Genomic DNA, 21,940 nt, shown 5'->3' with positions numbered 1-21,940 from the left:
TTTGGCGAAGGGATGCCCCTGACGGGTTTGACCCGTCCTCAGGGCAGACCCAGCGCAGACCTCCGCGCACGCATCAGCGCGAACCCAGCGCGGGCTTCTCAACCCAGAGGGGGAGCGGAAACGACGGCGAATCGCGGAGATGCCCTGGTCGAAGCCGAGCTGTCGAAGGATCTGCCCACTCGTGCAGGCAGCCAGGGACACGCAGTCGAACCGACCGCGGTCCTCCCGGCGCGGGCCGGGCAGGTAGCCCACCCGGAGCGGGCCGTTCGGCCGCTCCGGGGCGGCCCGGCAGAGCGCCGCCGCCGCTGCCTCAGCGCGCGGCGGGCGTCCCGAGGACACGCAGGGCCAGGATGGCCATGTCGTCGGAGGCCGGGTCCGCGGCGAAGCGTTCCACCGCGCGCAGGACGCGGGTGGCGACCGCGCCCGCGGTGAGGCCGGTGCAGGTGGTGAGGACCTCGGCGAGGCCGTCGTCGCCGAGCATGCGCGGGCCTTCGCGGCGTTCGGTGACGCCGTCGGTGACACAGAGCAGGACGTCGCCCGGGTCGAGGACGAAGGTCTCGGCTTCCAGGTCGAGGTCGTCGATGACGCCGAGCAGGGGCTGCGGGGAGGCGGCGGCGGAGACCGTGCCGTCGGGGCGCAGCCGCAGCGGGAGCGGGTGGCCGGCGCACACGGTGCGCAGTTCGACCGAGCCGTCCTCACGCGGGGTCATCTCCCCGTACAGCAGGGTCAGGAACCGGCCGCGGTCGCCCTCGTCGAGGATCGCGGCGTTCAGCCGCTGCAGCACCTCCGGCGCGGAGAAGCCCTCGCGGGCCAGCAGGCGCAGGGAGTGGCGGGCCAGGCCGGTGACCGCGGCGGCCTCGGGGCCGGTGCCGCAGACGTCGCCGATGGCGAAGCCGTAGGTGCCCTCACGGATCGGGAAGATGTCGTAGAAGTCGCCGCCGACCTCGTTGCCCTCGCCCGCGGCCCGGTAGATGACCTCGACCTCGACGCCAGGCACGCGCGGCACCGCGGGCGGCAGCAGGCTGCGCTGCAGCGCGCGCGAGATCGCGGTGCGCTCGCTGTAGAGGCGGGCGTTGTCCAGGGCGAGCGCCGCACGGCGGGAGAGGTCCTCGGCCAGTTCCAGGATCTCGCGGCGGAAGCGCTCCTCCGCGGCCTTGCCCAGGGTCAGCATGCCGATCACGCGGTTGCGCGCGACCAGCGGCAGCACCACCGTCTCACCGCCCACCGTCGCCGCCGTCGCGAGGGCCGCGCGCTGCGCGGCGGTCTCGCCGGCGCCCTGGGTGCGGGCGCGCAGGGCGGCGCGCAGGGCCGCGTCCTGGGCGGCGTCCGTCGCCGCGGGCCAGTCGCGGGCGCCGGGCGTGTTCAGGGGCTCCGGGGGCGCGATGCTCTCCAGCAGGGCGCGCAGGCCGTCGATCTGCTCCTCGTCCTCGTGCAGGACGTAGGCGAGCTCGGGGACCGCGGGGTCGATGCCCGAGGAGGTCGTGTAGACCGCGCACCAGGAGGCCAGCGTCGGCACCGTCATCTGCGCGACCAGCGCCAGGGTCTGGTCCCGCTCCAGCGTTCCGGCCAGCAGGTCGGAGGCCTCGACCAGGAAGGACAGCGAGCCGCGCCGCAGCCGCTCGAGCTCGGTCAGGCGCGCGCTCTCCACCGCCAGCGCGATCCGGTCGGCGGCGAACTGCAGCCGCAGCGCGTCGTCGTTGCGGTACTGGCCGGGCGACTGCGCCGCCACACCGAGGGATCCGGTGAGCCGTCCCTCGACCTTGAGCGGGACCGTCACCACCGACCGCAGGCCCGTGCCGCCCAGCAGCGGGGCCGCGCCTGGCGAGTCGGCCAGGTCCTCGTGGACGGTGGGGAGCCGCGCGGAGCTGAAGCGGCCCATGCCGGACTCCACCGGCACGCGGGCGAAGCGCTGCCGTCCGGCGGGCAGGCCGCAGCTGGCGCGGACCTCCAGCTCGGTCTCGTCGTCGGTGGCCAGCAGCAGGTAGGCGGCGTCGCCGTCGAGCAGGTCCCGGGCGCGCTCGACGGTGCGCTGCAGCAGGCCGTCGAGGTCGTCCGGCGCCTGCCCGCCGGTCAGCGGGCCGAGGAAGGCGTCCACGGCGGGACCGTCGAGGCGGGCGCCGGACTCGGACGCCGCCGCGGGCCGGGTGGGCGTCTGCAGCACCGCGCGCTCCTGCTCGCGCACCAGCAGACAGACCGTCGACGGGCTGCCGTGCGCGTCGCGGACGCGCAGGTGCGCGCCGTAGACGGCCAGCAGCCGGCCGTCGCCGCGCCGCATCGCGTAACTGCCCTCCCAGCGGGAGAGCCGCAGCGCCTCGTCGACGCCCAGGCCGGTGCCCGGCGTCTGCGGCCATGCGGCGAGTTCGGCGAAGGGGCGGCCGACCGCCTTGACGGCGGGGTGCTGGAAGAGCAGTTCGGCGTCCTGGTTCCAGGCGGAGATCAGCCCCTCGCCGTCGATCTGCACGACGGCGACGTGGACCTGCTCGTCCGACTCGGGCAGCAGCGAGTCGGGGGTCAGCGGCCCGGCGACGCGGGTCCCGGTGGGGCGCGGCGGCAGTTGCAGGGTGAACCAGACGCGCTTGTCGGTGGCGGTGTAGTCGACGCCCCAGCGGGACGCGAGTGCCGCGCACAGCAGCAGTCCGCGGCCGCCCTCGCGCTCAAGCTCGGCGGTGACGACGGAGCCGTCCTCCTGGCCCGGGTAGATCGGCAGCGCACGGCGCGGGTAGCGGTCGCCTACCTCGACGCGGACCACGTCGCCCTGGCGCAGCAGCTCGACGCGGGCCGCGGTGCCCGCGTGCACGACGGCGTTGGTGACCAGTTCGCTGACCAGGACCACGGCGTCGTCGACGACCTCGCCGAAGCCCCAGCCCTGGAGGGTGTCGCGGACGAAGGCGCGCGCGGCGGCGACGGAGCGGCCGACGGGTTCGAACGTGGCGGCGGCCCGCGCGGTGGCGTCACCCACGAGGCGCCTCCTCCTTCTTCCGGGCTACGGGCTCACGTTACCGGCGTACCGCGCCTGGCGGGCACTCCCTGTGTGCTACCCGAGCGGCAGCCGTGCGACGCCACTGGCCCAACGCCGTGTTGTGCCGCCAGGTTACTGATCCCCGGTACCGCTTGGGGAGTGAAGCCGGTACGTTCGGTGACTCGATCTGAACCTGACAGGCTGAACCAGGCTCCGATCAGGTCCCAGCGGGGCCGATACCCGCCTGCGACCCCCGCGCAACCCTTGGTGGTCGTTAGATTGTTGGGGATGCGTCTCGCGGCGTCCGTGCCGTGCGGCCGCGAGGCATTCAACGCAACTCTGGAGGCAGGCCGGTGGATTCGAGCAGGGCGACCGCGGTCGCGGCGAAGCCGAAGCCGGGCGGGACACGGCAGGCGGGCCGCGGGTCGGGCAGGGGCGCGGGCGCCGACGCCGCCGATCTGCGCAAGCTGCTGACCGCGCTGACGGCCATGCGGGACGGCAACTTCCGCAGGCGGCTGACCGTGCCGGGGGACTCGGTCATGGCCGAGATCGCCGCCGTCTTCAACCAGGTCGCGGAGCGTAACCAGCATCTGACCGGAGAGTTGGCGCGGGTGCGCCGCGCGGTCGGCCGCGAGGGCCGGCTCGGGGAGCGGCTCGAGCTCGGGCCCTGCGAGGGCGCCTGGGCGGCGGCGATCGACAACTCCAACGCCCTGATCGACGACCTGGCCCGGCCGATGGCCGAGGTCGGCCGGGTGCTCGGCTCGATCGCCGAGGGCGACCTGCAGCAGCGGATGGAACTGCGCGCGCTCGGGCCGGACGGTGGTTCCCACCCGCTGCGCGGCGAGTTCCTCAAGGTCGGCCGGACCGTCAACGGCCTGGTGGACCAGCTGTCGGAGTTCACCGACGAGGTGACCCGGCTCGCCGTCGAGGTCGGCACGGAGGGCAAGCTGGGCGGCCAGGCACGGGTGCGCGGTATGTCCGGCTCCTGGAAGGACCTGACCGACTCGGTCAACATGATGGCCAGTCGGCTGACCGCCCAGGTGCGCGACATCGCCCTGGTCACCACCGCGGTCGCCAAGGGCGACCTGTCGCGCAAGGTCACCGCCCAGGTCGCGGGCGAGATGCTGGAGTTGAAGAACACCGTCAACACGATGGTGGACCAGCTCTCCGGCTTCGCCGCCGAAGTCACGCGTGTGGCGCGCGAGGTGGGCACCGAGGGCAAGCTCGGCGGCCAGGCGCAGGTGCCCGGCGTCGCCGGCACCTGGAAGGACCTGACCGACAACGTCAACCAGATGGCGACCAACCTCACCGACCAGGTGCGCAGCATCGCCCAGGTGACCACCGCCGTGGCGCGTGGCGACCTGTCGCAGACCATCGAGGTCGACGCCCGCGGCGAGATCCTCGAACTGAAGAACACCATCAACGCGATGGTCGGCCAACTCTCGGCGTTCGCCGACGAGGTGACGCGTGTGGCGCGCGAGGTCGGCACCGAGGGCATCCTCGGCGGCCAGGCGATGGTGCCAGGCGCGGCCGGGGTGTGGCGCGGACTGACCGACAACGTCAACCTGATGGCCTCCAACCTCACCTTCCAGGTACGCAACATCGCCACCGTCTCGACGGCGGTGGCCCGCGGCGACCTGACCCAGCGCATCACGGTCGACGCGCGCGGGGAGATCCTGCAGCTGAAGACGACGCTCAACACCATGGTCGACCAGCTGTCCGCGTTCGCGGACGAGGTGACCCGGGTGGCCACGGACGTGGGCACCGAGGGCCGCCTGGGCGGTCAGGCGCAGGTGCCCGGGGTCTCCGGCACCTGGAAGGACCTGACCAGCTCCGTCAACCTGATGGCCAACAACCTGACCAACCAGGTCCGCAACATCGCCGAGGTCACCACAGCGGTGGCCCGCGGCGACCTGTCGAAGAAGATCACTGTCGACGCCCGCGGCGAGATCCTGGAGCTGGTCACCACCGTCAACACCATGGTCGACCAGCTCTCGGTCTTCGCCGACGAGGTGAGCCGGGTCGCCCGTCAGGTGGGCACCGAGGGCATCCTGGGCGGTCAGGCCCGGGTCAAGGGCGTCGAGGGCATCTGGCGGGACCTCGCCGAGAACGTCAACCTGATGGCGTCCAACCTCACCTTCCAGGTGCGCAACATCGCCCAGGTCGCCACGGCGGTGGCCGGCGGCGACCTGTCGAAGAAGATCACCATCGACGCGCAGGGCGAGGTCGCCGCGCTCGCGGACACGCTCAACACGATGGTCGACCAGCTCTCCGCCTTCGCCGACGAGGTCACTCGCGTGGCTCGCGAGGTGGGCACCGAGGGCATCCTGGGCGGCCAGGCCCGGGTGCCGGGCGTCGGCGGCATGTGGAAGGACCTGACCGACAACGTCAACCTCATGGCCGACAACCTGTCCGGCCAGGTGCGCAACATCGCCCAGGTGACCACCGCGGTCGCCAAGGGCGACCTGACCCGCAAGATCGACGTCGACGCGCGCGGCGAGATCCTGGAGCTCAAGACGACCATCAACACGATGGTCGACCAGCTCTCCGCCTTCGCCGACGAGGTCACTCGCGTGGCCCGCGAGGTGGGCACCGACGGCCGCCTCGGCGGCCAGGCCCGCGTCCCCGGCGTCGCCGGCACCTGGCAGGACCTGACCGAGTCCGTGAACGAACTGGCGGGCAACCTGACCCGCCAGGTGCGCGCCATCGCCCAGGTCGCCACCGCGGTGACCCGCGGCGACCTGAGCCTGCGCATCGACGTGGACGCGGCCGGTGAGCTCGACGAGCTCAAGGACAACATCAACCAGATGATCGCCAACCTGCGCGAGACCACCCGCACCAACCAGGAGCAGGACTGGCTCAAGACCAACCTGGCGCGGATCTCCGGCCTGATGCAGGGCCGCCGCGACCTGGAGGCGGTCAGCTCGCTGATCATGAGCGAGCTGACCCCGGTGGTCTCCGCCCAGCACGGCGCGTTCTTCCTGGCCATGCCCGCGCTGCGCAACGAGATGACCGCCGAGGCGGCCGAGGACGGGATCGAGCACGACACCGTGCTGCGGCTGATCGGCTCCTACGGCTACCAGCGCCGGGCCATGCCCACCTCGTTCCATCTCGGCGAGGGCCTGGTCGGGCAGGCGGCGATCGAGAAGAAGCCGATCCTGCTCAAGGACGCCCCGCCCGGATACCTGAAGATCGCCTCAGGGCTGGGGGAGGCCGCGCCGGTCAACGTGATCGTCATGCCGGTCCTGTTCGAGGGCCGGTTGCTGGGCGTGATCGAGCTGGCCTCGTTCAACCCGTTCACCAAGATCAGCATGGACTTCCTGGACCAGATCGCCGAGATGATCGGCGTCACGGTCAACACCATCGCGGTCAACACCAAGACCGAGGGCCTGCTGCTGGAGTCGCAGCGCCTCACCGCCGAACTGTCCATGCGGTCGGCCGAGTTGGAGGCGCGACAGGAGGAGCTGCAGCGCTCCAACCTCGAGTTGGAGGAGAAGGCCCACCAACTCGCGGTGCAGAACCGTGACATCGAGATCAAGAACTCCGAGATCGAGGAGGCCCGGCAAGTCCTCGAGGAGCGCGCCGAGCAGCTTGAGCTCTCCACCCGATACAAGTCGGAATTCCTCGCCAACATGTCGCACGAGCTGCGCACTCCGCTCAACTCGCTGCTGATCCTGGCCAAGCTGCTGGCCGACAACGCCGAGGGCAACCTCAGCCCCAAGCAGGTGGAGTTCTCCGAGACCATCCACGGCGCCGGCTCCGACCTGCTCCAGCTGATCAACGACATCCTGGACCTCTCCAAGGTCGAGGCGGGCAAGATGGACATCCGCCCGAGCCGGATCGCGCTGGTCCAGCTGGTCGACTACGTGGAGGCCACCTTCCGGCCGCTGACCGCCGACAAGGGCCTCGACTTCGCGGTGCGGGTCTCGCCGGAGCTGCCGGTCACCCTGCACACCGACGAGCAGCGGCTGCAGCAGGTGCTGCGCAACCTGCTCTCGAACGCGGTCAAGTTCACCGACTCGGGCGCGGTCGAGCTGCTGATCCAGCCGGCCGGCGGCGCGGGCGGGGAGCACCCGGTGCCGCAGGCGATCCGCGAGCAGATGTTGGAGTCCGGCGCGATCGCCGACCCGGAGGAGCCGCTGATCGCCTTCTCGGTGACGGACACCGGCATCGGCGTCCCGCAGAACAAGCTGCGGGAGATCTTCGAGGCCTTCAAGCAGGCCGACGGCACCACCAGCCGCAAGTACGGCGGCACCGGCCTCGGGCTGTCGATCTCCCGGGAGATCGCCCGTCTGCTCGGGGGCGAGATCAACGCCGAGAGCGAGCTGGACCGCGGCTCCACGTTCACGCTGTACCTGCCGTTGCGTGAGGCGCCCGAGGGCGAGGCGGCGGCTGCCACGGTCCGCGGCCGCGGCGGGGTGAGCCCGGCGGAGCTGTGGGCCCAGGAGGTCATCGAGGCGGCGCACGAGCGTCGGCGCGCGCCCTCCAAGCCGGCCCGCACCTCGGTTTCTTCGCAGGCCGAGGGGCCTGCGGCGCCGCAGCCGGCCCCGGCTCCGGCGGCGAACCCGGCCCCTTCGGCCCCGACCTCGCCGTCGGCCCCGTCCGCCCCGTCCTCGCAGTCCGCGCCGTCCACGGTGGACGGGATGCGCGCGGGCGCTCCCGGACGCCCTCAGCCGGCCGAGCCGGTCCGTCAGGAGGGCGCCGAGGGCGGCCGGGGCGAGGCGGCCCAGGCGGACTCGTTCGCGCCGTTCTCCGGTCGCTTCGACGGCGAGAAGGTCCTCATCGTCGACGACGACATCCGCAACGTCTTCGCGCTCACCAGCGTGCTGGAGACCTACGGACTGGCGGTGCTGTACGCGGAGAACGGCCGCGAGGGCATCGAGGTGCTGGAACAGCACGAGGACGTCGCCCTGGTGCTGATGGACATCATGATGCCGGAGATGGACGGCTACGCCACGACCGAGGCGATCCGCGCGATGCCCCAGTTCGCCGGTCTGCCGATCATCGCGCTCACCGCCAAGGCGATGAAGGGCGACCGTGAGAAGAGTCTCGCCGCGGGAGCCTCGGACCACGTCACCAAGCCGGTGGACACCGACCATCTGCTCGGCGTCATGGGGCACTGGCTGCGGGCCGAGAACCGATGAGGAGCCACGGGACAGAGCCGATCGTCCAGGCCGGCACGGGCCGGGGGCGTATGCGTCCGGCTCCGGGTGCGGCCTGGTTGAAGGCCCGGTCACCGGGCATCCAACCGGAACCCGCGCCCCGGACGGGCCGTCAGGATCGAGCTGTCTCCACTTGTCAGGGTGGTGGCTCTGCGACGCGGGAACGGGATAAGGTCACTCGGCGTTGCTACCGGTACTGACTGGGTCACCGGAGGCGGGGCAGTTCACCGGGTGCGGGCAGTGAGGTGCGGCTAGCATGACCGTCGGCAGGGCAGTGGTGGACACACGGGCGACGTACGAGTCCGACGCGAACCGAGGTGCGGGGACAACCGCGACATCGGCTGCGGGGGCGCGAGGAGGGCAGGCCAAGGTGCAGAAGGCCAAGATCCTCCTTGTCGACGACCGGGCGGAGAACCTGCTCGCGCTGGAGGCGATCCTCTCCGCGCTGGACCAGACCCTGGTCCGGGCGGGCTCCGGCGAGGAGGCGCTCAAGGCGCTGCTCAACGACGACTTCGCGGTCATCCTGCTCGACGTGCAGATGCCCGGGATGGACGGCTTCGAGACCGCCGCGCACATCAAGCGCCGCGAGCGGACCAGGGACATCCCGATCATCTTCCTGACGGCGATCAACCACGGTCCGCACCACACCTTCCGCGGTTACGCGGCCGGCGCGGTGGACTACATCTCCAAGCCGTTCGACCCGTGGGTGCTACGCGCCAAGGTCTCCGTCTTCGTCGAGCTCTACATGAAGAACTGCCAGCTCAAGGAGCAGGCCGCGCTGCTGCGCCTGCAGTTGGAGGCCGAGCAGGCGCCCGGCACGGGCCTGCTGTCCGAGCTGTCCGCCAGGCTCGCCGCCGTCGAGGAGCAGGCCGAGGCGCTGACCAAGCAGCTCGCCGAGGGCGCGGACCAGGCCGCAGTCGCGACCGCCGCGCATCTCGAACGTCGCCTCGCCGGCCTGCGCCGGGCGCTCGACGCCCTGGAGCCGGGCAACCCGAACAAGGGCGCCACGCCGGAGTCCTGAGCGCGCGTTCTCGGGGGTTCTGACGGCGCGTCGCGCTTGACAGGCGGGCCGTTCGCACCCGGTGCACGACACGAGCGGAGCAACGTCGCACAGCACGTGTTGCGCCCCTTGTCACCCTAGTAATCTGAACGCCATGGCCACACGCACGTCCGGAAGCGGTTCGCAGACCCGAGGCGCGGGGACGGCGAAGAAGGCCACGGCTGCCAAGGCGCCCGCCAAGAAGTCCGCGGCCAAGGCGCCGACGAAGAAGGCCCCCGCGAGGAAGGCGGCGGCCAAGAAGGCCGTGCCCGCGCCCGCGGCCCCGCCGCCCAGGCCCCCCAAGCCCATCGCCTACCGTGCCGTGCGCGGCAGTTGGCTGGGCGTCGCCAACGGCGTGGGCGCGGTCGCCCGCGGCTTCGGCAACGGCGCGAAGAACCTGCACCCGGCCCACCGCAAGGACGGTCTGGCGCTGCTACTCATCGCCCTGGCGCTGCTCATCGCCGCCGGGTCGTGGTCCGACCCGCAGGGCTGGCTCGGCGTCGCCGTGACCGACGTGGTCAAGGGCGCGTTCGGCAAGCTCACCATTTTCGTCCCGGTGCTGCTCTTCGCCATCGCCGTGCGGCTGATGCGCCACCCCGAGCGGCCCGAGGCCAACGGACGGATCGTCATCGGCCTGACCGCGCTGACCATCGGCGTGCTCGGCCTGGTCCACATCGGCTACGGCGCGCCCAGCCTGCAGGCCGGCGCGCCCCGGATCCGCGAGTCCGGCGGGCTGATCGGCCTGGCGGCCTCCCGCTGGCTGATGGCCGCCGCGGGCCCGGCGCTGGCGGTGCCGTTCCTGACGCTGGTCTCCTTCTTCGGTCTGTTGGTGGTCACCGCCACGCCGGTCAACCAGATCCCGCAGCGGCTCCGGCTGCTCGGCGAGCGGCTTTCGATCATCGAGCCGCACCCCGGGTACGGCGGCTTCGACGAGGAGGCCGGGCTCGAGGGCCTCGACGACCTCGGCTTCGGCGCGGACGGGCCCGACGACTTCGAGGGGGAGCCCGGTACGCCCGAGGAGCGTGCGGTGCTGGAGGCCAAGCGCAGTCAGCTGGAGAACGCGGGCTCCGTCGCGCCGCGCCGCCGCCGTCCGCGGCGACGTGTGGGCGCCGCCGAGGCGACCGACCAGCCGGACCCGTTCGACACCATCGGCGTCGCCGCGGCGGCCGCCGCCGAGCTCGACGGCGCGGTCATGCACGGCGTGCAGCCCTCGGCCGCCCTCGCGGACATGCTGGGTCGGGTCAAGGACCGCACCCCGCCCTCCGACGTCCCGCCGCTCGACCTGCCCGAGGACGCGCCGCCGATGCCGGACCACGCCCCCGGGGCGCCGGTCCCGTCCGCGCGGACGGAGGACGCGCGCACCGACGGCGCCGCCCCCGCGGCGGACGACAGCGGCCTGCCGATCCGGTCCGAGCAGCTCCAGCTGCCCGACGGCGGCCACTACCAGCTGCCCTCCGTCGAGCTGCTGACGCGCGGCGGGCCGGGCAAGGCCCGCTCCAAGGCCAACGACGACGTGGTGGCCTCGCTCATGGGCGTCTTCGCCGAGTTCAAGGTCGACGCCGCCGTCACCGGCTTCACCCGTGGCCCGACGGTCACCCGCTACGAGGTCGAGCTCGGCCCGGCGGTCAAGGTCGAGCGCATCACCGCGCTCGCCAAGAACATCGCCTACGCAGTCGCCAGCCCCGACGTCCGGATCATCAGCCCGATCCCCGGCAAGTCCGCCGTCGGCATCGAGATCCCCAACACCGACCGGGAGATGGTCAACCTCGGTGACCTGCTGCGTTCGCAGGCCGCCAGCGACCCGCACCCGATGCTGGTCGGCATGGGCAAGGACGTCGAAGGCCAGACCGTCATGGCCAACCTCGCCAAGATGCCGCACATCCTCGTCGCCGGCGCGACCGGCGCGGGCAAGTCGTCCTGCATCAACTGCCTGATCACCTCGGTGCTGATGCGGGCGACCCCGGACGACGTGCGGCTGGTCCTGGTCGACCCCAAGCGCGTCGAGCTCACCGCCTACGAGGGCGTGCCGCACCTCATCACGCCGATCATCACCAACCCGAAGAAGGCCGCCGAGGCGCTGCAGTGGGTCGTCCGCGAGATGGACCTGCGCTACGACGACCTCGCGGCGTTCGGTTTCCGCCACGTCGACGACTTCAACCGTGCCGTGCGCGCCGGCAAGGTCCAGCCGCCACCCGGCAGCGAGCGGGTGCTGCAGCCCTACCCCTACCTGCTGGTGATCGTCGACGAGCTCGCCGACCTGATGATGGTCGCCCCGCGCGACGTCGAGGACTCGATCGTCCGCATCACGCAGCTCGCCCGCGCCGCCGGCATCCACCTGGTGCTGGCGACCCAGCGTCCGTCGGTGGACGTCGTCACCGGTCTGATCAAGGCGAACGTGCCCTCCCGGCTCGCCTTCGCCACCTCCTCCCTCGCCGACAGCCGGGTCATCCTCGACCAGCCCGGCGCGGAGAAGCTGATCGGCAAGGGCGACGCGCTCTTCCTGCCGATGGGCGCGGGCAAGCCGCTGCGCATGCAGGGCGCCTTCGTCACCGAGGAGGAGATCGCCGCGATCGTCGAGCACTGCAAGGCGCAGCTCCAGCCGGAGTACCGCAACGACGTCACGGTCGGTTCGGGGCCGAAGAAGGAGATCGACGAGGAGATCGGCGACGACATGGACCTGCTGGTCCAGGCGGCCGAGCTGGTCGTCTCCACCCAGTTCGGCTCGACCTCGATGCTGCAGCGCAAGCTGCGCGTCGGCTTCGCGAAGGCGGGGCGCCTGATGGACCTGATGGAGTCGCGCGGGATCGTCGGCCCGAGCGAGGGATCCAAGGCCCGTGACGTGCTGGTACAGCCGGACGAGCTCGACGGGGTTTTGCTCACTCTCCGGGGGGAATGAGCGCGCGTACGCGTGTCCGTTCGGTTCTCTTCGGCGTTGAGTGGACCGGGTGGGAACCATCCTGTGCGCGGCCGCGTGTCGGTTTCCGACGCTCCGTCAACACGTGCCGCGACGGTGCGCGGAGCATCCGATAACGATCAGGACGCAGTGCCTCCCTTTCGGCCGAATCCCGGTTGAGCGAGGCTCAGACTCGCCCCCTAGACTGGTGTTTCGACGGCGTTCTCGGGGGGTTGCGGCCCCCCTTCGAAGCCCTGGCCGCCCACGTTCGAAAGGCGCCCCTTGTGACGACCGGCACGACCTCCACCGGATCGACCGAACCGCTTGCGAACGAGCCCTCCATCGGGCAGGTGCTCGGTAACGCTCGCGTGGCCGCGGGGCTGACCGTCGACGAGGTCAGCGCGGAGACGCGGGTCCGCGTGCCGATCGTGCACGGGATCGAGGCGGACGACTTCAGCCGTTGCGGCGGCGACTTCTACGCCCGCGGGCACGTCCGCGCGCTGGCGCGCGCGGTCGGCGTCGACGGCGACGACCTGGTCCGCCGCTACGACGCGGCCCACGGCGGCGCGCCGCAGGACGCGCGGGTCCCACTGCTGGAGAACGTCGGCGAGCGCGGGATCTCCGCGGAGCGGCGTCGCCCGAACTGGACCGCCGCGATGGTCGCGGCGATCGTCGTGGTCATCGCCGTGATCGGTTTCAACCTCGCCCACAGCGGCCCCAAGACGACGACCGCCTCGGCTGCGTCTCCCTCCTCGGGCACCTCCGGCTCCACGCCGTCGATCGGCCCCGTCCTCCACCCGACGCTCCCGCCGGCCTCCAGCGCCCCGGTCAAGCCCAGCGCGATCGCGGCCGCACCGGCCGGCAAGGTCACGGTGAAGCTGCTGGCGCAGAACGGCGACAGCTGGATGATGGTCAAGGATGGCACCGGCAAGGTCATCTTCCAGGGCGATCTCACCCAGGGGCAGAGCCAGACCTTCACGGACAGCAAGGAGCTGAAGTTCGTCCTCGGCAACGCGGGCGGCGTCCACGTCTGGGCCAACGGCAAGGACCTCGGCACCGCGGGCGGCGACGGCCAGGTCGTGAACGTCACCTACACCCCGGGCGACCCGGTCGCGGGCTGACCTTCGGCTTCGCTCCCACGCCCGGCCGCACCACCCCCGGCGGCGCGTGGGGGCGCTGCTGATGTGCGGCTCCTCCCCCAGCCTTCGACCGGGAGGTGTCGCCAGGTGGGCGCGACAAGCCACCCTGCATCGCGACAAGCCGCCCTGCATGGTGGCCCCCGAACGAGCAGGGCCATCCGCGGCGGGTGGTCGCCCGCGCAGTTCCTCGCGCCCCTGAGGTGGTCTCGCGCCCATGGAGAGTGCAACCTCTTCGGCCCGGTAACCTTGGCGGCATGCCCGATCGCCGCACAGTCGCTCTCGTCACCCTTGGATGCGCCCGCAACGAGGTGGATTCCGAGGAACTCGCCGGGCGGCTTGAGGCCGACGGGTGGGAGCTCGTGGCCGACGCCGCCGAGGCTGACGTCGCCGTCGTGAACACCTGCGGCTTCGTCGAGGCCGCCAAGAAGGACTCCGTCGACGCCCTGCTGGAGGCCAACGACCTCAAGGGTCACGGCCGCACCCAGGCCGTCGTCGCCGTCGGCTGCATGGCCGAGCGCTACGGCAAGGAGCTCGCCGAGGCGCTGCCCGAGGCCGACGCGGTGCTCGGGTTCGACGACTACGCGGACATCGCCGAGCGACTGCAGACCATCCTCTCCGGCGGGGAGCACGTCTCCCACGTGCCGCGCGACCGCCGCAAGCTGCTGCCGCTCTCGCCCGTGGAGCGCCAGACCGCGGCCGACGCCGTCGCGATCCCCGGTCACGGCGGGAGCGCCGAGCAGAGCAGCGCGGAGCAGAGCAGCGCGGAGCAGAGCATCGAGGACCTGCCGGACGGCCTCGCGCCGGCCTCCGGGCCGCGGACGCTGCGCCGGCGTCTGGACGACAGCCCGGTCGCGTCCGTCAAGCTCGCGTCCGGGTGCGACCGACGCTGCAGCTTCTGCGCGATCCCGGCCTTCCGCGGCAGCTTCCTCTCCCGGCGGCCGTCCGACGTCCTCAACGAGACGCGCTGGCTCGCCGAGCAGGGCGTCCGCGAGGTCATGCTGGTCAGCGAGAACAACACCAGCTACGGCAAGGACCTCGGCGACATCCGCCTGCTGGAGAGCCTGCTGCCCGAGCTCGCCGCCGTCGAGGGCGTCGAGCGCGTGCGCGTCAGCTACCTCCAGCCCGCCGAAATGCGACCGGGCCTGATCGACGCGCTGACCTCGACCCCCGGTGTCGCGCCCTACTTCGACCTGTCGTTCCAGCACTCGGCGCCGAACGTGCTGCGCCGCATGCGCCGCTTCGGCGACACCGACCGGTTCCTGGAGCTGCTGGACCAGATCCGGGCCAAGGCGCCGGAGGCCGGCGTCCGCTCGAACTTCATCGTCGGCTTCCCCGGCGAGACCGAGGACGACCTGGCCGAGCTGGAGCGCTTCCTCACCAACGCCCGCCTCGACGCCATCGGCGTCTTCGGCTACTCCGACGAGGAGGGCACCGAGGCGGCCGGCTACGACGGCAAGCTGCCCGAGGACGAGGTCGCCGAGCGGCTCGCCCGGTTCAGCCGCCTCGCGGAGGAGCTGACCTCGCAGCGGGCCGAGCAGCGGATCGGCAGCACGATCCGGGTGCTGGTCGAGTCCAACGACGGCGAGGACGGCGTGATCGGCCGCGGCGCGCACCAGGCGCCGGAGACCGACGGGATCACCATCCTGCTCGGCGACACCGAGGGCCTCGCGGCCGGCGACTTCGTCGAGGCGAAGGTCACCGCCAGCGAGGGCGTCGACCTCTACGCCGAGGTGATCCAGGTCGAGGCGACCGGCGGGGCCGGCGCGGTCGGGGAGCGCCTGTGAATCAGACCTCGGGGGGCGGGGCGGCGAGAACGGGCGCCTCGTCGGCTTCCCAGCCCGGCGGGGCGGGCGACGAGCCGGGCCTGTGGAACATCCCGAACCTGCTCACCATGCTGCGACTGGTGATCGTGCCGATCTTCGCGGCGCTGCTGTTCGCCGGGGGCGGCCACGACCCCAAGTGGCGTGCCCTGGCTTGGGCCTCCTTCGCCATCGCGATGATCACCGACCTCTACGACGGCGAGCTGGCCCGCCGGATGGGCCTGGTCACCGACTTCGGCAAGATCGCGGACCCGATCGCCGACAAGGCGATCATGGGCACGGCCCTGATCGGCCTGTCCGTGCTCGGCGATCTCGCGTGGTGGGTGACGGTGGTCATCCTGGTCCGTGAGATCGGAATCACACTGATGCGCTTCTGGGTGATCCGCTTCGGGGTCATCCCGGCCAGCCGCGGCGGCAAGCTCAAGACGCTGACCCAAGGAATCGCGGTCGGCATGTACGTGTTGATCCTGACCGGGCCGCTGGCGTCGGCCCGGTGGTGGCTGATGGGCGCGGCCGTGGTGCTCACCGTCGGCAGCGGCCTGGACTACGTGCGCCAGGCGGTCGTGCTGCGGCGCGCGGGCCTGGCCGCCCGCGCCGGGCAGCGGGCCGCGAACGGGCAGGCGGGCACCGCCTGATGAGTGCCGAGTCGGCGCTGGCCGAGCTGGTCGGGGCCGATGCGACGCTTGCCGTGGCGGAGTCGCTGACCGGCGGCCTGCTCGCGGCCGAGTTCGTGGCGGTCCCGGGCGCCTCCAAGGCGTTCCGCGGTTCGGTGACGGCCTACGCCACCGAGCTCAAGGGATCGGTCCTCGGGGTGGACCCGGAGCTGCTGGCCGCGCGCGGCGCGGTCGACCCGCAGGTCGCGGCCCAGATGGCCCGAGGCGTCCGGGTGCTCATGGGCGCCGACTTCGGGCTGGCGACGACGGGCGTGGCCGGACCTGATCCACAGGACGGACAGCCGGTCGGCACCGTCTTCGTGGCGGTCTCGTACACGTCCCGGGACGGGGAAGGTGGAGAATCTGTCTCTGCCCTCCGCCTGTCAGGGGATCGTGCCACAATCCGACGCAAGGCGGTTTCGGCCGCCGTCGAACTGCTCCTCAGCGCTCTGGAGGGCAAACCGGTGGGTTAGGAACGCCGATCCCACCGGGAAGAACACAAGGGATGGGCCGGAAAGATTCGCGGACGATACCGCGAACAGCAGGGGAGGGGCCATGGATGCAGCCAAGAGTGAACACGACCGGGCTCCCCGCACGTGATGCGGGGCAGGCGGTACGGTGGGGCTGTGAGGTTCCGAGCCGCGGTCCAAGGAGGGAGCAACCGATGATCCTGCTCCGTCGTCTGTTGGGTGACGTGCTGCGTCGGCAGCGCCAGCGCCAGGGCCGCACCCTGCGCGAGGTGTCGGCTGCCGCGCGGGTCTCGCTCGGCTACCTCTCGGAGGTCGAGCGCGGACAGAAGGAGGCCTCGTCCGAGTTGCTCTCCGCGATCTGTGACGCCCTGGACGTGCGTATGTCCGAGGTCATGCGCGAGGTCAGCGACGAGCTCTCGCTCGCCGAGCTGGCCGCCGGCGAGGCGGTCCGCCCTGCGCTGCTGGAGCCCGTGCCGGTACCCCCGGCTGAACGCGTGCCTTCGCTCGTGCCCAAGGCCAGCGCGATGGACGTCGTCGCGGCCTGACAGTCGTAGCAGCCGTCGTGGCGTGGAACGGCCCCTCCCCTGAGCCCCGTGTGGCCCAGGGGAGGGGCCGTTCGCGCTCCGCACGGATATGTTGAAAGCGGTTCCGTCCCTCTTCCGGGCCCCGGGAGGAGAGCGATGCTGTCGATACCCCGGCGCAGGCCGATCGTCTGGGCGCTGTGCGCGGCGCTCAGCGCCGGCGCGTGGGCACTGCTGCTCACCGGCCTGCTGAGCGGCCGTGAGGCCGCAGGCGTCGGGCTCCTGTTCGCCGGCGGTTGGAACCTCAGTCTCCTCCCCGTCCACGCCCGCCCCTGGACACCCCGCCGCCGCCCAACCCCTGCCACAGCCCCGGCTCCGGAGGAGCCGCAGCCTGCTGAGGCCTGAACGGGGTCGCGGGGCGAGCAGTGACGTTGTGCACATCGGGACGTCGGGGCGCGCCGGTGGGGCGGCCCTGGAGGGGCGGTCAGCCGCGGACGCGGAGGCCTCGTGGGGTCGGGACGAAGCCGGCGTCCTCCAGAACGGGGCTCAGGGGGGAGGTGAGGGCGGGCTCGCCGTTGATGCGTTCCACGACCAGGTCGCGGAGGGCGCCCTCCGCGACGGCGCGGACCAGGGCCGTCGCCGCGTGGCCGAGGCGGGCGGGGTCGGTGGCCCAGGCCAGCAGGGTCTTGCCGCCGCGTTCGACGTAGGCGGTCAGCTCGCCGTCGACGAGGGCGACGAGCGCGCCCGCCTTGCGGCCCGGTTTGTGCGACGAGGCACCGCCGCCGCCCGGGGACTCCGGCCACGGGAGCGCCGCGCCGTAGGCGTTCGCCGGATCGGCCGCCGCGAGGACGACCGCCGTGGGCCGCTCCTCGCCGCCGCCCTCCGCGCGTCGTTCGAGCGCGGTGTTCACCGCGCGGAGGCGGTCGATCGCGCCGTCGGAGGCGAACTGCGCCGCGCCGAGGCCGTCGACGACGTAGCCGCGGCGGGTGCGGCCGGTGTCCTCGAACGCGGACAGGACGCGGTAGACGCCCGCGAAGCCGCCCGGCGCCCGCTCTGCCTGGACCGCGCCGCGGGTGACCACGCCGTGGCGGTCCAGCAGCGTCTGGGCGAGCGCGTGGGCGCGCTGCGTCGGATCGGTGACGGCGGAGGGCAGCAGCGACCAGCGGCCGGCCGTGGTCGGGAGCTGGGGGACGCGCGGCACCGGCCGCGCCATGCCGTAGCGGGCGCGCGGGGTGGCGCGCGGCGCGCGGTGCGCCGTCGAGCCAGGAGTGCGGCCGGAGCCGAGGAGCGCGCGGAGCGGGGCGAGGGTGTCGTTGGTGATCCGGCCCGACCAGGCGAGGTCCCACAGCGCGGTGGCCAGCTCGGCGGGCGGGGTCTCCGTGCCGGGCAGCTGCCGGGCGACCTCCTCGGCCAGCTGACGGAAGAACAGACCGTAGCCGGGCGCCAGCGCGGCCAGGATCGCGTAGTGGAGCGGCGTGAGCTCCAGCGGCAGCGCCTCCGGCAGCAGCAGCGGGGCGGCGTCGGCCGGGTGCAGGGCCACCCAGCCGTCCTTGCCGGGCAGCGCGCCGGCGCCCGCCCAGAACAGCTCGCCCTGCGAGGTCAGCTCGTCCAGCAGCGCGGGGCTGTAGCCGGCCACGCGGGAGGGCAGGATCAGCCGCTCCAGCGCCGAGGCCGGCACCGGCGTGCCCTGGAGCTGCTCGACGGCGCGCAGCAGGCCGTCCACGCCACGCAGCCGGTTCGCGCCGCCGATGTGCTGCCACTGCGGCAGGAACGCCGCCAGCGCGCGCGGCGGCACCGGCTCGACCTCGTGCCGCAGCGCCGCGAGCGAGCGGCGGCGCAGACGTCGCAGCACCTCGGCGTCGCACCACTCCGTGCCCGTCCCGCCGGGACGGAACTCGCCCTGCACGACCCGGCCCGTCGCGGCGAGGCGCTGCAGCGTGCCGAGGACGACGGCCGGGCCGAGGCCCAGCCGGACGGCGGCGTCGGCCGCGGTGAACGGGCCGTGCGTGCGGGCGTGCCGGGCCAGCAGGTCGGCGAGGGGGTCCTTGACCGGCTCGGTGAACGCCTCGGGCACGCCCACCGGCAGGGGGGTGCCCAGGGCGTCCCGCAGCCGGCCCGCGTCCTCGATCGCGGCCCAGCGCTGCTCGCCCGCGACGCGGACGTCGATCACGCGCCGCGCGGCCTGGAGCTCGCGCACCCACGCTGGCTCTGCGCCGCGCTCGGCCAGCTCGGCGTCGGTGAGGGGGCCGAGCAGGCGCAGCGCGTCGGCCACGCCCTCGACGTCCTTGATCCGGCGGTCCCGGGTGAGCCGCTGGAGCTCCGCCTCCAGCTCGGCCAGCACGTTCTCGTCCAGCAGCTCGCGCAGCTCGGCCTGGCCGAGCAGCTCCGCCAGCAGCCGCGAGTCCAGCGCGAGCGCGGAGGCGCGGCGTTCGGCGAGCGGTGAGTCGCCCTCGTAGAGGAACTGGGCGACGTAGCCGAAGAGCAGCGAGCGCGCGAAGGGGGAGGGCTCCGGCGTGGTGACCTCGACGATGCGGACCCGGCGCGACTCGATGTCCCGCATCAGCTCGACCAGGCCGGGGACGTCGAAGACGTCCTGGAGGCACTCGCGGACGGCCTCCAGCACGATCGGGAAGGAGCCGAACTCGGCGGCCACGGAGAGCAGCTGCGAGGCGCGTTGGCGCTGCTGCCACAGCGGCGTTCGGCGGCCCGGGTTGCGGCGGGGCAGCAGCAGCGCCCGGGCGGCGCATTCGCGGAAGCGCGAGGCGAACAGGGCGGAGCCGCCGACCTGGTCGGTGACGGTCTGTTCGACGGTCGTCGCGTCGAAGACGACGGCCTCGGCGCCGACCGGCGCCTCGTCGGCGGCCGTGGATGTGGGCGTCGCGTCAGGCCGTGTCCGTTCAGGATCGGGAAAGTCGAGCAGATCCGCGTCCGGCAGGCGCAGCACGATGCCGTCGTCGGCGTGCATGACCTGCGCGTCCAGCCCGTGACGCTCGCTCAGGCGGGCGGCCAGCGCCAACGCCCAGGGCGCGTGGACCTGGGCGCCGAAGGGGGAGTGGACGGCGATCCGCCAGTCGCCGAGCTCGTCGCGGAAACGCTCGACGACGATGGTGCGGTCGTCCGGCAGGTGGCCGGTGGCCTGGCGCTGCTCGGCCAGGTAGGAGAGCAGGTTGCCCGCGGCCCACGCGTCCAGGCCCGCGGCGGCGAGCCGGGCCGTGGCCTTGTCCGGCGGCAGCGCGGCGAGCTCGCGGAGGAACCCGCCGACGGCCCGGCCCAGCTCCAGCGGGCGGCCGAGCGCGTCGCCGTGCCAGAACGGCAGCTTGCCCGGCACGCCGGGCGCGGGGGAGACGAGCACCTTGTCGTGGGTGATGTCCTCGATCCGCCAGGAGCTGGTGCCGAGGGTGAAGACGTCGCCGACGCGGGACTCGTAGACCATCTCCTCGTCGAGCTCGCCGACGCGGCCGCCGCCCTTCTTCGGGTCGGCCCCGGCGAGGAAGACGCCGAACAGCCCCCGGTCGGGGATGGTGCCGCCGGAGGTGACGGCCAGCCGCTGCGCCCCGGGACGCCCGCTGACTGTGTTCGCGACGCGGTCCCAGACGATGCGCGGCCGCAGCTCCGCGAAGGCGTCGGACGGATACCGGCCCGCGAGCATGTCCAGCACGCCCTCGTAGGCCGAACGCGGCAGCGAGGCGAAGGGCGCGGCGCGCTGGACCAGCGCCAGCAGCTCGTCGACGTCCCACTCGTCCATGGACGTCATCGCGACGAGCTGCTGCGCCAGCACGTCCAGCGGGTTGCGCGGCACGCGCAGCGCCTCGATCTGCCCGGCGCGCATCCGCTCCGTCACGACGGCCGACTGCACCAGGTCGCCCCGGTACTTCGGAAAGACGACGCCCGTCGAGACCGCGCCGACCTGGTGCCCGGCGCGCCCCACGCGCTGCAGCCCCGAGGCGACCGACGGCGGCGACTCGACCTGCACGACGAGGTCGACCGCGCCCATGTCGATGCCCAGCTCCAGGCTGGACGTCGCCACGACGGCCGGCAGGCGGCCCGACTTCAGCTGCTCCTCGACCTCGGCGCGCTGCTCCTTGGACACCGAGCCGTGGTGGGCGCGGGCGAGGACGGGCGGCGCGGCCTTGTTCGCCCCCGCCTGGGCCATCAGCTGCGCGGGCGCGTGCGCGGAGGGCAGCGCCTCGCCCTGGGCGCGCTCGACGGCGATCTCGTTCAGCCGGTTGCAGAGCCGCTCCGCGAGGCGGCGCGAGTTGGCGAAGACGATCGTCGACCGGTGCGCCTGGACCAGATCGGTGATCTTCTCCTCGACGTGCGGCCAGATGGACGCGGACTGCTGCGGATCCTCCTCGGGCGTCCCGTGCGTCCCGCGCCCGCCGGACAGCTCGCCCAGGTCCTCGACCGGGACGACGACGGAGAGGTCGAACTGTTTCTCCGAGGGCGGCTGGACGATCGTCACGTTGCGGCTCGGGGAGAGGTAGCGGGCGACCTCCTCGACGGGGCGGACGGTGGCGGAGAGCCCGATCCTGCGGGCGGGCTTGGGCAGCAGCTCGTCGAGGCGTTCGAGGGAGAGCGCGAGGTGCGCGCCGCGCTTCGTCCCCGCGACGGCGTGGACCTCGTCGAGGATCACCGTCTCCACGCCGCGCAGCGCGTCCCGGGCGTTGGAGGTGAGCAGCAGGAACAGTGACTCGGGCGTGGTGATCAGGATGTCCGGCGGGTGGGTGGCGAAGCGCCGCCGCTCGGCCGGCGGGGTGTCGCCGGACCGGATGCCCACCTCGATCTCCGGCTCCGGCAACCCCATCCGCGTGGCCGCCTGCCGCAGGCCCGTGAGCGGCGCGCGGAGGTTGCGTTGCACGTCGACGGCGAGGGCCTTCAGCGGTGAGACGTAGAGGACCCGGCACCGCTTCTTCGCCTCGGCCGGCGGGGGTGTGGACGCGAGCCCGTCCAGCGCGGACAGGAACGCGGCGAGCGTCTTGCCCGAGCCGGTGGGCGCGACCACCAGCACGTCGCTCCCCGCGCCGATGGCCCGCCACGCCCCCTCCTGCGCCCCGGTGGGCGCGGGAAACGCCCCCTCGAACCACGCCCGTGTGGGCGCGGCGAAGCTCTCCAGGGCGGACCTCTCGGCGTGTGCGCGTGCCATGCGCCCATCGTGCCCTGCCCCACCGACAAACGACCCCGCCCGCCCTCACCTGGCGACCCGGCGCGCCCCACGCGCGCCCCGCGCCCCAGCCGCGCGGCGCGGCCCTGCGCCGCACGTGGGCACCCGCTCGGCGCCCTCGGC

The 21,940-nt window shown here is 73.0% G+C and carries 11 protein-coding genes; 9 read left to right on the top strand and 2 right to left on the bottom strand.

All coding sequences use genetic code 11. The features are described 5' to 3' along the window. Window positions 1-310: 310 nt before the first annotated feature. Window positions 311-2,959, bottom strand: coding sequence for a SpoIIE family protein phosphatase (locus TR48_RS33055; RefSeq protein WP_042374114.1), 2,649 nt, complete (start codon window positions 2,957-2,959; stop codon window positions 311-313). 488 nt (window positions 2,960-3,447) lie between these two features. On the opposite strand from TR48_RS33055, the gene TR48_RS33050 reads away from it, so the two are divergent. From TR48_RS33050 to TR48_RS33010, 9 genes are all read left to right on the top strand, one after another. Continuing rightward, complete coding sequence (locus TR48_RS33050) at window positions 3,448-8,103, top strand: hybrid sensor histidine kinase/response regulator (protein WP_084729958.1); 4,656 nt, start codon at window positions 3,448-3,450, stop codon at window positions 8,101-8,103. Between the two features lie 388 nt (window positions 8,104-8,491). Beyond that, window positions 8,492-9,142, top strand: coding sequence for a response regulator (locus TR48_RS33045; protein ID WP_042374113.1), 651 nt, complete (start codon window positions 8,492-8,494; stop codon window positions 9,140-9,142). 133 nt (window positions 9,143-9,275) lie between these two features. Next, window positions 9,276-12,056, top strand: coding sequence for an FtsK/SpoIIIE family DNA translocase (locus tag TR48_RS33040; protein WP_042374112.1), 2,781 nt, complete (start codon window positions 9,276-9,278; stop codon window positions 12,054-12,056). 281 nt (window positions 12,057-12,337) lie between these two features. After that, the gene (locus TR48_RS33035) at window positions 12,338-13,174 is read left to right on the top strand and encodes a helix-turn-helix domain-containing protein (protein WP_042374111.1); all 837 of its coding nucleotides are present in this window, start codon (window positions 12,338-12,340) and stop codon (window positions 13,172-13,174) included. Window positions 13,175-13,446: 272 nt separating this feature from the next. Then, complete coding sequence (rimO, locus tag TR48_RS33030; protein WP_042374110.1) at window positions 13,447-14,976, top strand: 30S ribosomal protein S12 methylthiotransferase RimO; 1,530 nt, start codon at window positions 13,447-13,449, stop codon at window positions 14,974-14,976. Further along, a complete protein-coding gene (pgsA, locus tag TR48_RS33025) occupies window positions 14,973-15,647 on the top strand; it encodes a CDP-diacylglycerol--glycerol-3-phosphate 3-phosphatidyltransferase (protein WP_042374109.1) in 675 nt (224 codons plus the stop codon). Before rimO ends, pgsA begins: the two co-directional genes overlap by 4 nt. Then, window positions 15,647-16,138, top strand: coding sequence for a CinA family protein (locus TR48_RS33020; protein ID WP_042374107.1), 492 nt, complete (start codon window positions 15,647-15,649; stop codon window positions 16,136-16,138). Before pgsA ends, TR48_RS33020 begins: the two co-directional genes overlap by 1 nt. A 191-nt stretch (window positions 16,139-16,329) precedes the next feature. Beyond that, a complete protein-coding gene (locus tag TR48_RS33015; protein ID WP_042374105.1) occupies window positions 16,330-16,680 on the top strand; it encodes a helix-turn-helix domain-containing protein in 351 nt (116 codons plus the stop codon). 135 nt (window positions 16,681-16,815) lie between these two features. Beyond that, a complete protein-coding gene (locus tag TR48_RS33010) occupies window positions 16,816-17,061 on the top strand; it encodes a hypothetical protein (RefSeq protein WP_042374104.1) in 246 nt (81 codons plus the stop codon). Window positions 17,062-17,140: 79 nt separating this feature from the next. On the opposite strand, the gene TR48_RS33005 is transcribed toward TR48_RS33010, so the two are convergent. Continuing rightward, window positions 17,141-21,799, bottom strand: a complete 4,659-nt coding sequence (locus tag TR48_RS33005) for an ATP-dependent helicase (protein WP_042374102.1) — start codon at window positions 21,797-21,799, stop codon at window positions 17,141-17,143. Window positions 21,800-21,940 lie beyond the last annotated feature (141 nt).

It is taken from the genome of Streptacidiphilus neutrinimicus, assembly GCF_000787815.1.
In the GTDB taxonomy this organism is placed as follows: domain Bacteria; phylum Actinomycetota; class Actinomycetes; order Streptomycetales; family Streptomycetaceae; genus Streptacidiphilus; species Streptacidiphilus neutrinimicus.
Note: the sequence above shows the minus strand (reverse complement) of the source record. Positions and strands in the feature narration are given on the sequence as shown.

Bases quoted from the DNA above. Each gene is read 5' to 3' on its own strand.
- TR48_RS33050 (WP_084729958.1), top strand. From the start codon at position 3,448: ATGCGGGACGGCAACTTCCGCAGGCGGCTGACCGTGCCGGGGGACTCG.
- TR48_RS33040 (WP_042374112.1), top strand. From the start codon at position 9,276: ATGGCCACACGCACGTCCGGAAGCGGTTCGCAGACCCGAGGCGCGGGG.
- rimO (WP_042374110.1), top strand. From the start codon at position 13,447: ATGCCCGATCGCCGCACAGTCGCTCTCGTCACCCTTGGATGCGCCCGC.
- TR48_RS33020 (WP_042374107.1), top strand. From the start codon at position 15,647: ATGAGTGCCGAGTCGGCGCTGGCCGAGCTGGTCGGGGCCGATGCGACG.
- TR48_RS33015 (WP_042374105.1), top strand. From the start codon at position 16,330: ATGATCCTGCTCCGTCGTCTGTTGGGTGACGTGCTGCGTCGGCAGCGC.
- TR48_RS33010 (WP_042374104.1), top strand. From the start codon at position 16,816: ATGCTGTCGATACCCCGGCGCAGGCCGATCGTCTGGGCGCTGTGCGCG.
- TR48_RS33005 (WP_042374102.1), bottom strand. From the start codon at position 21,799: ATGGCACGCGCACACGCCGAGAGGTCCGCCCTGGAGAGCTTCGCCGCG.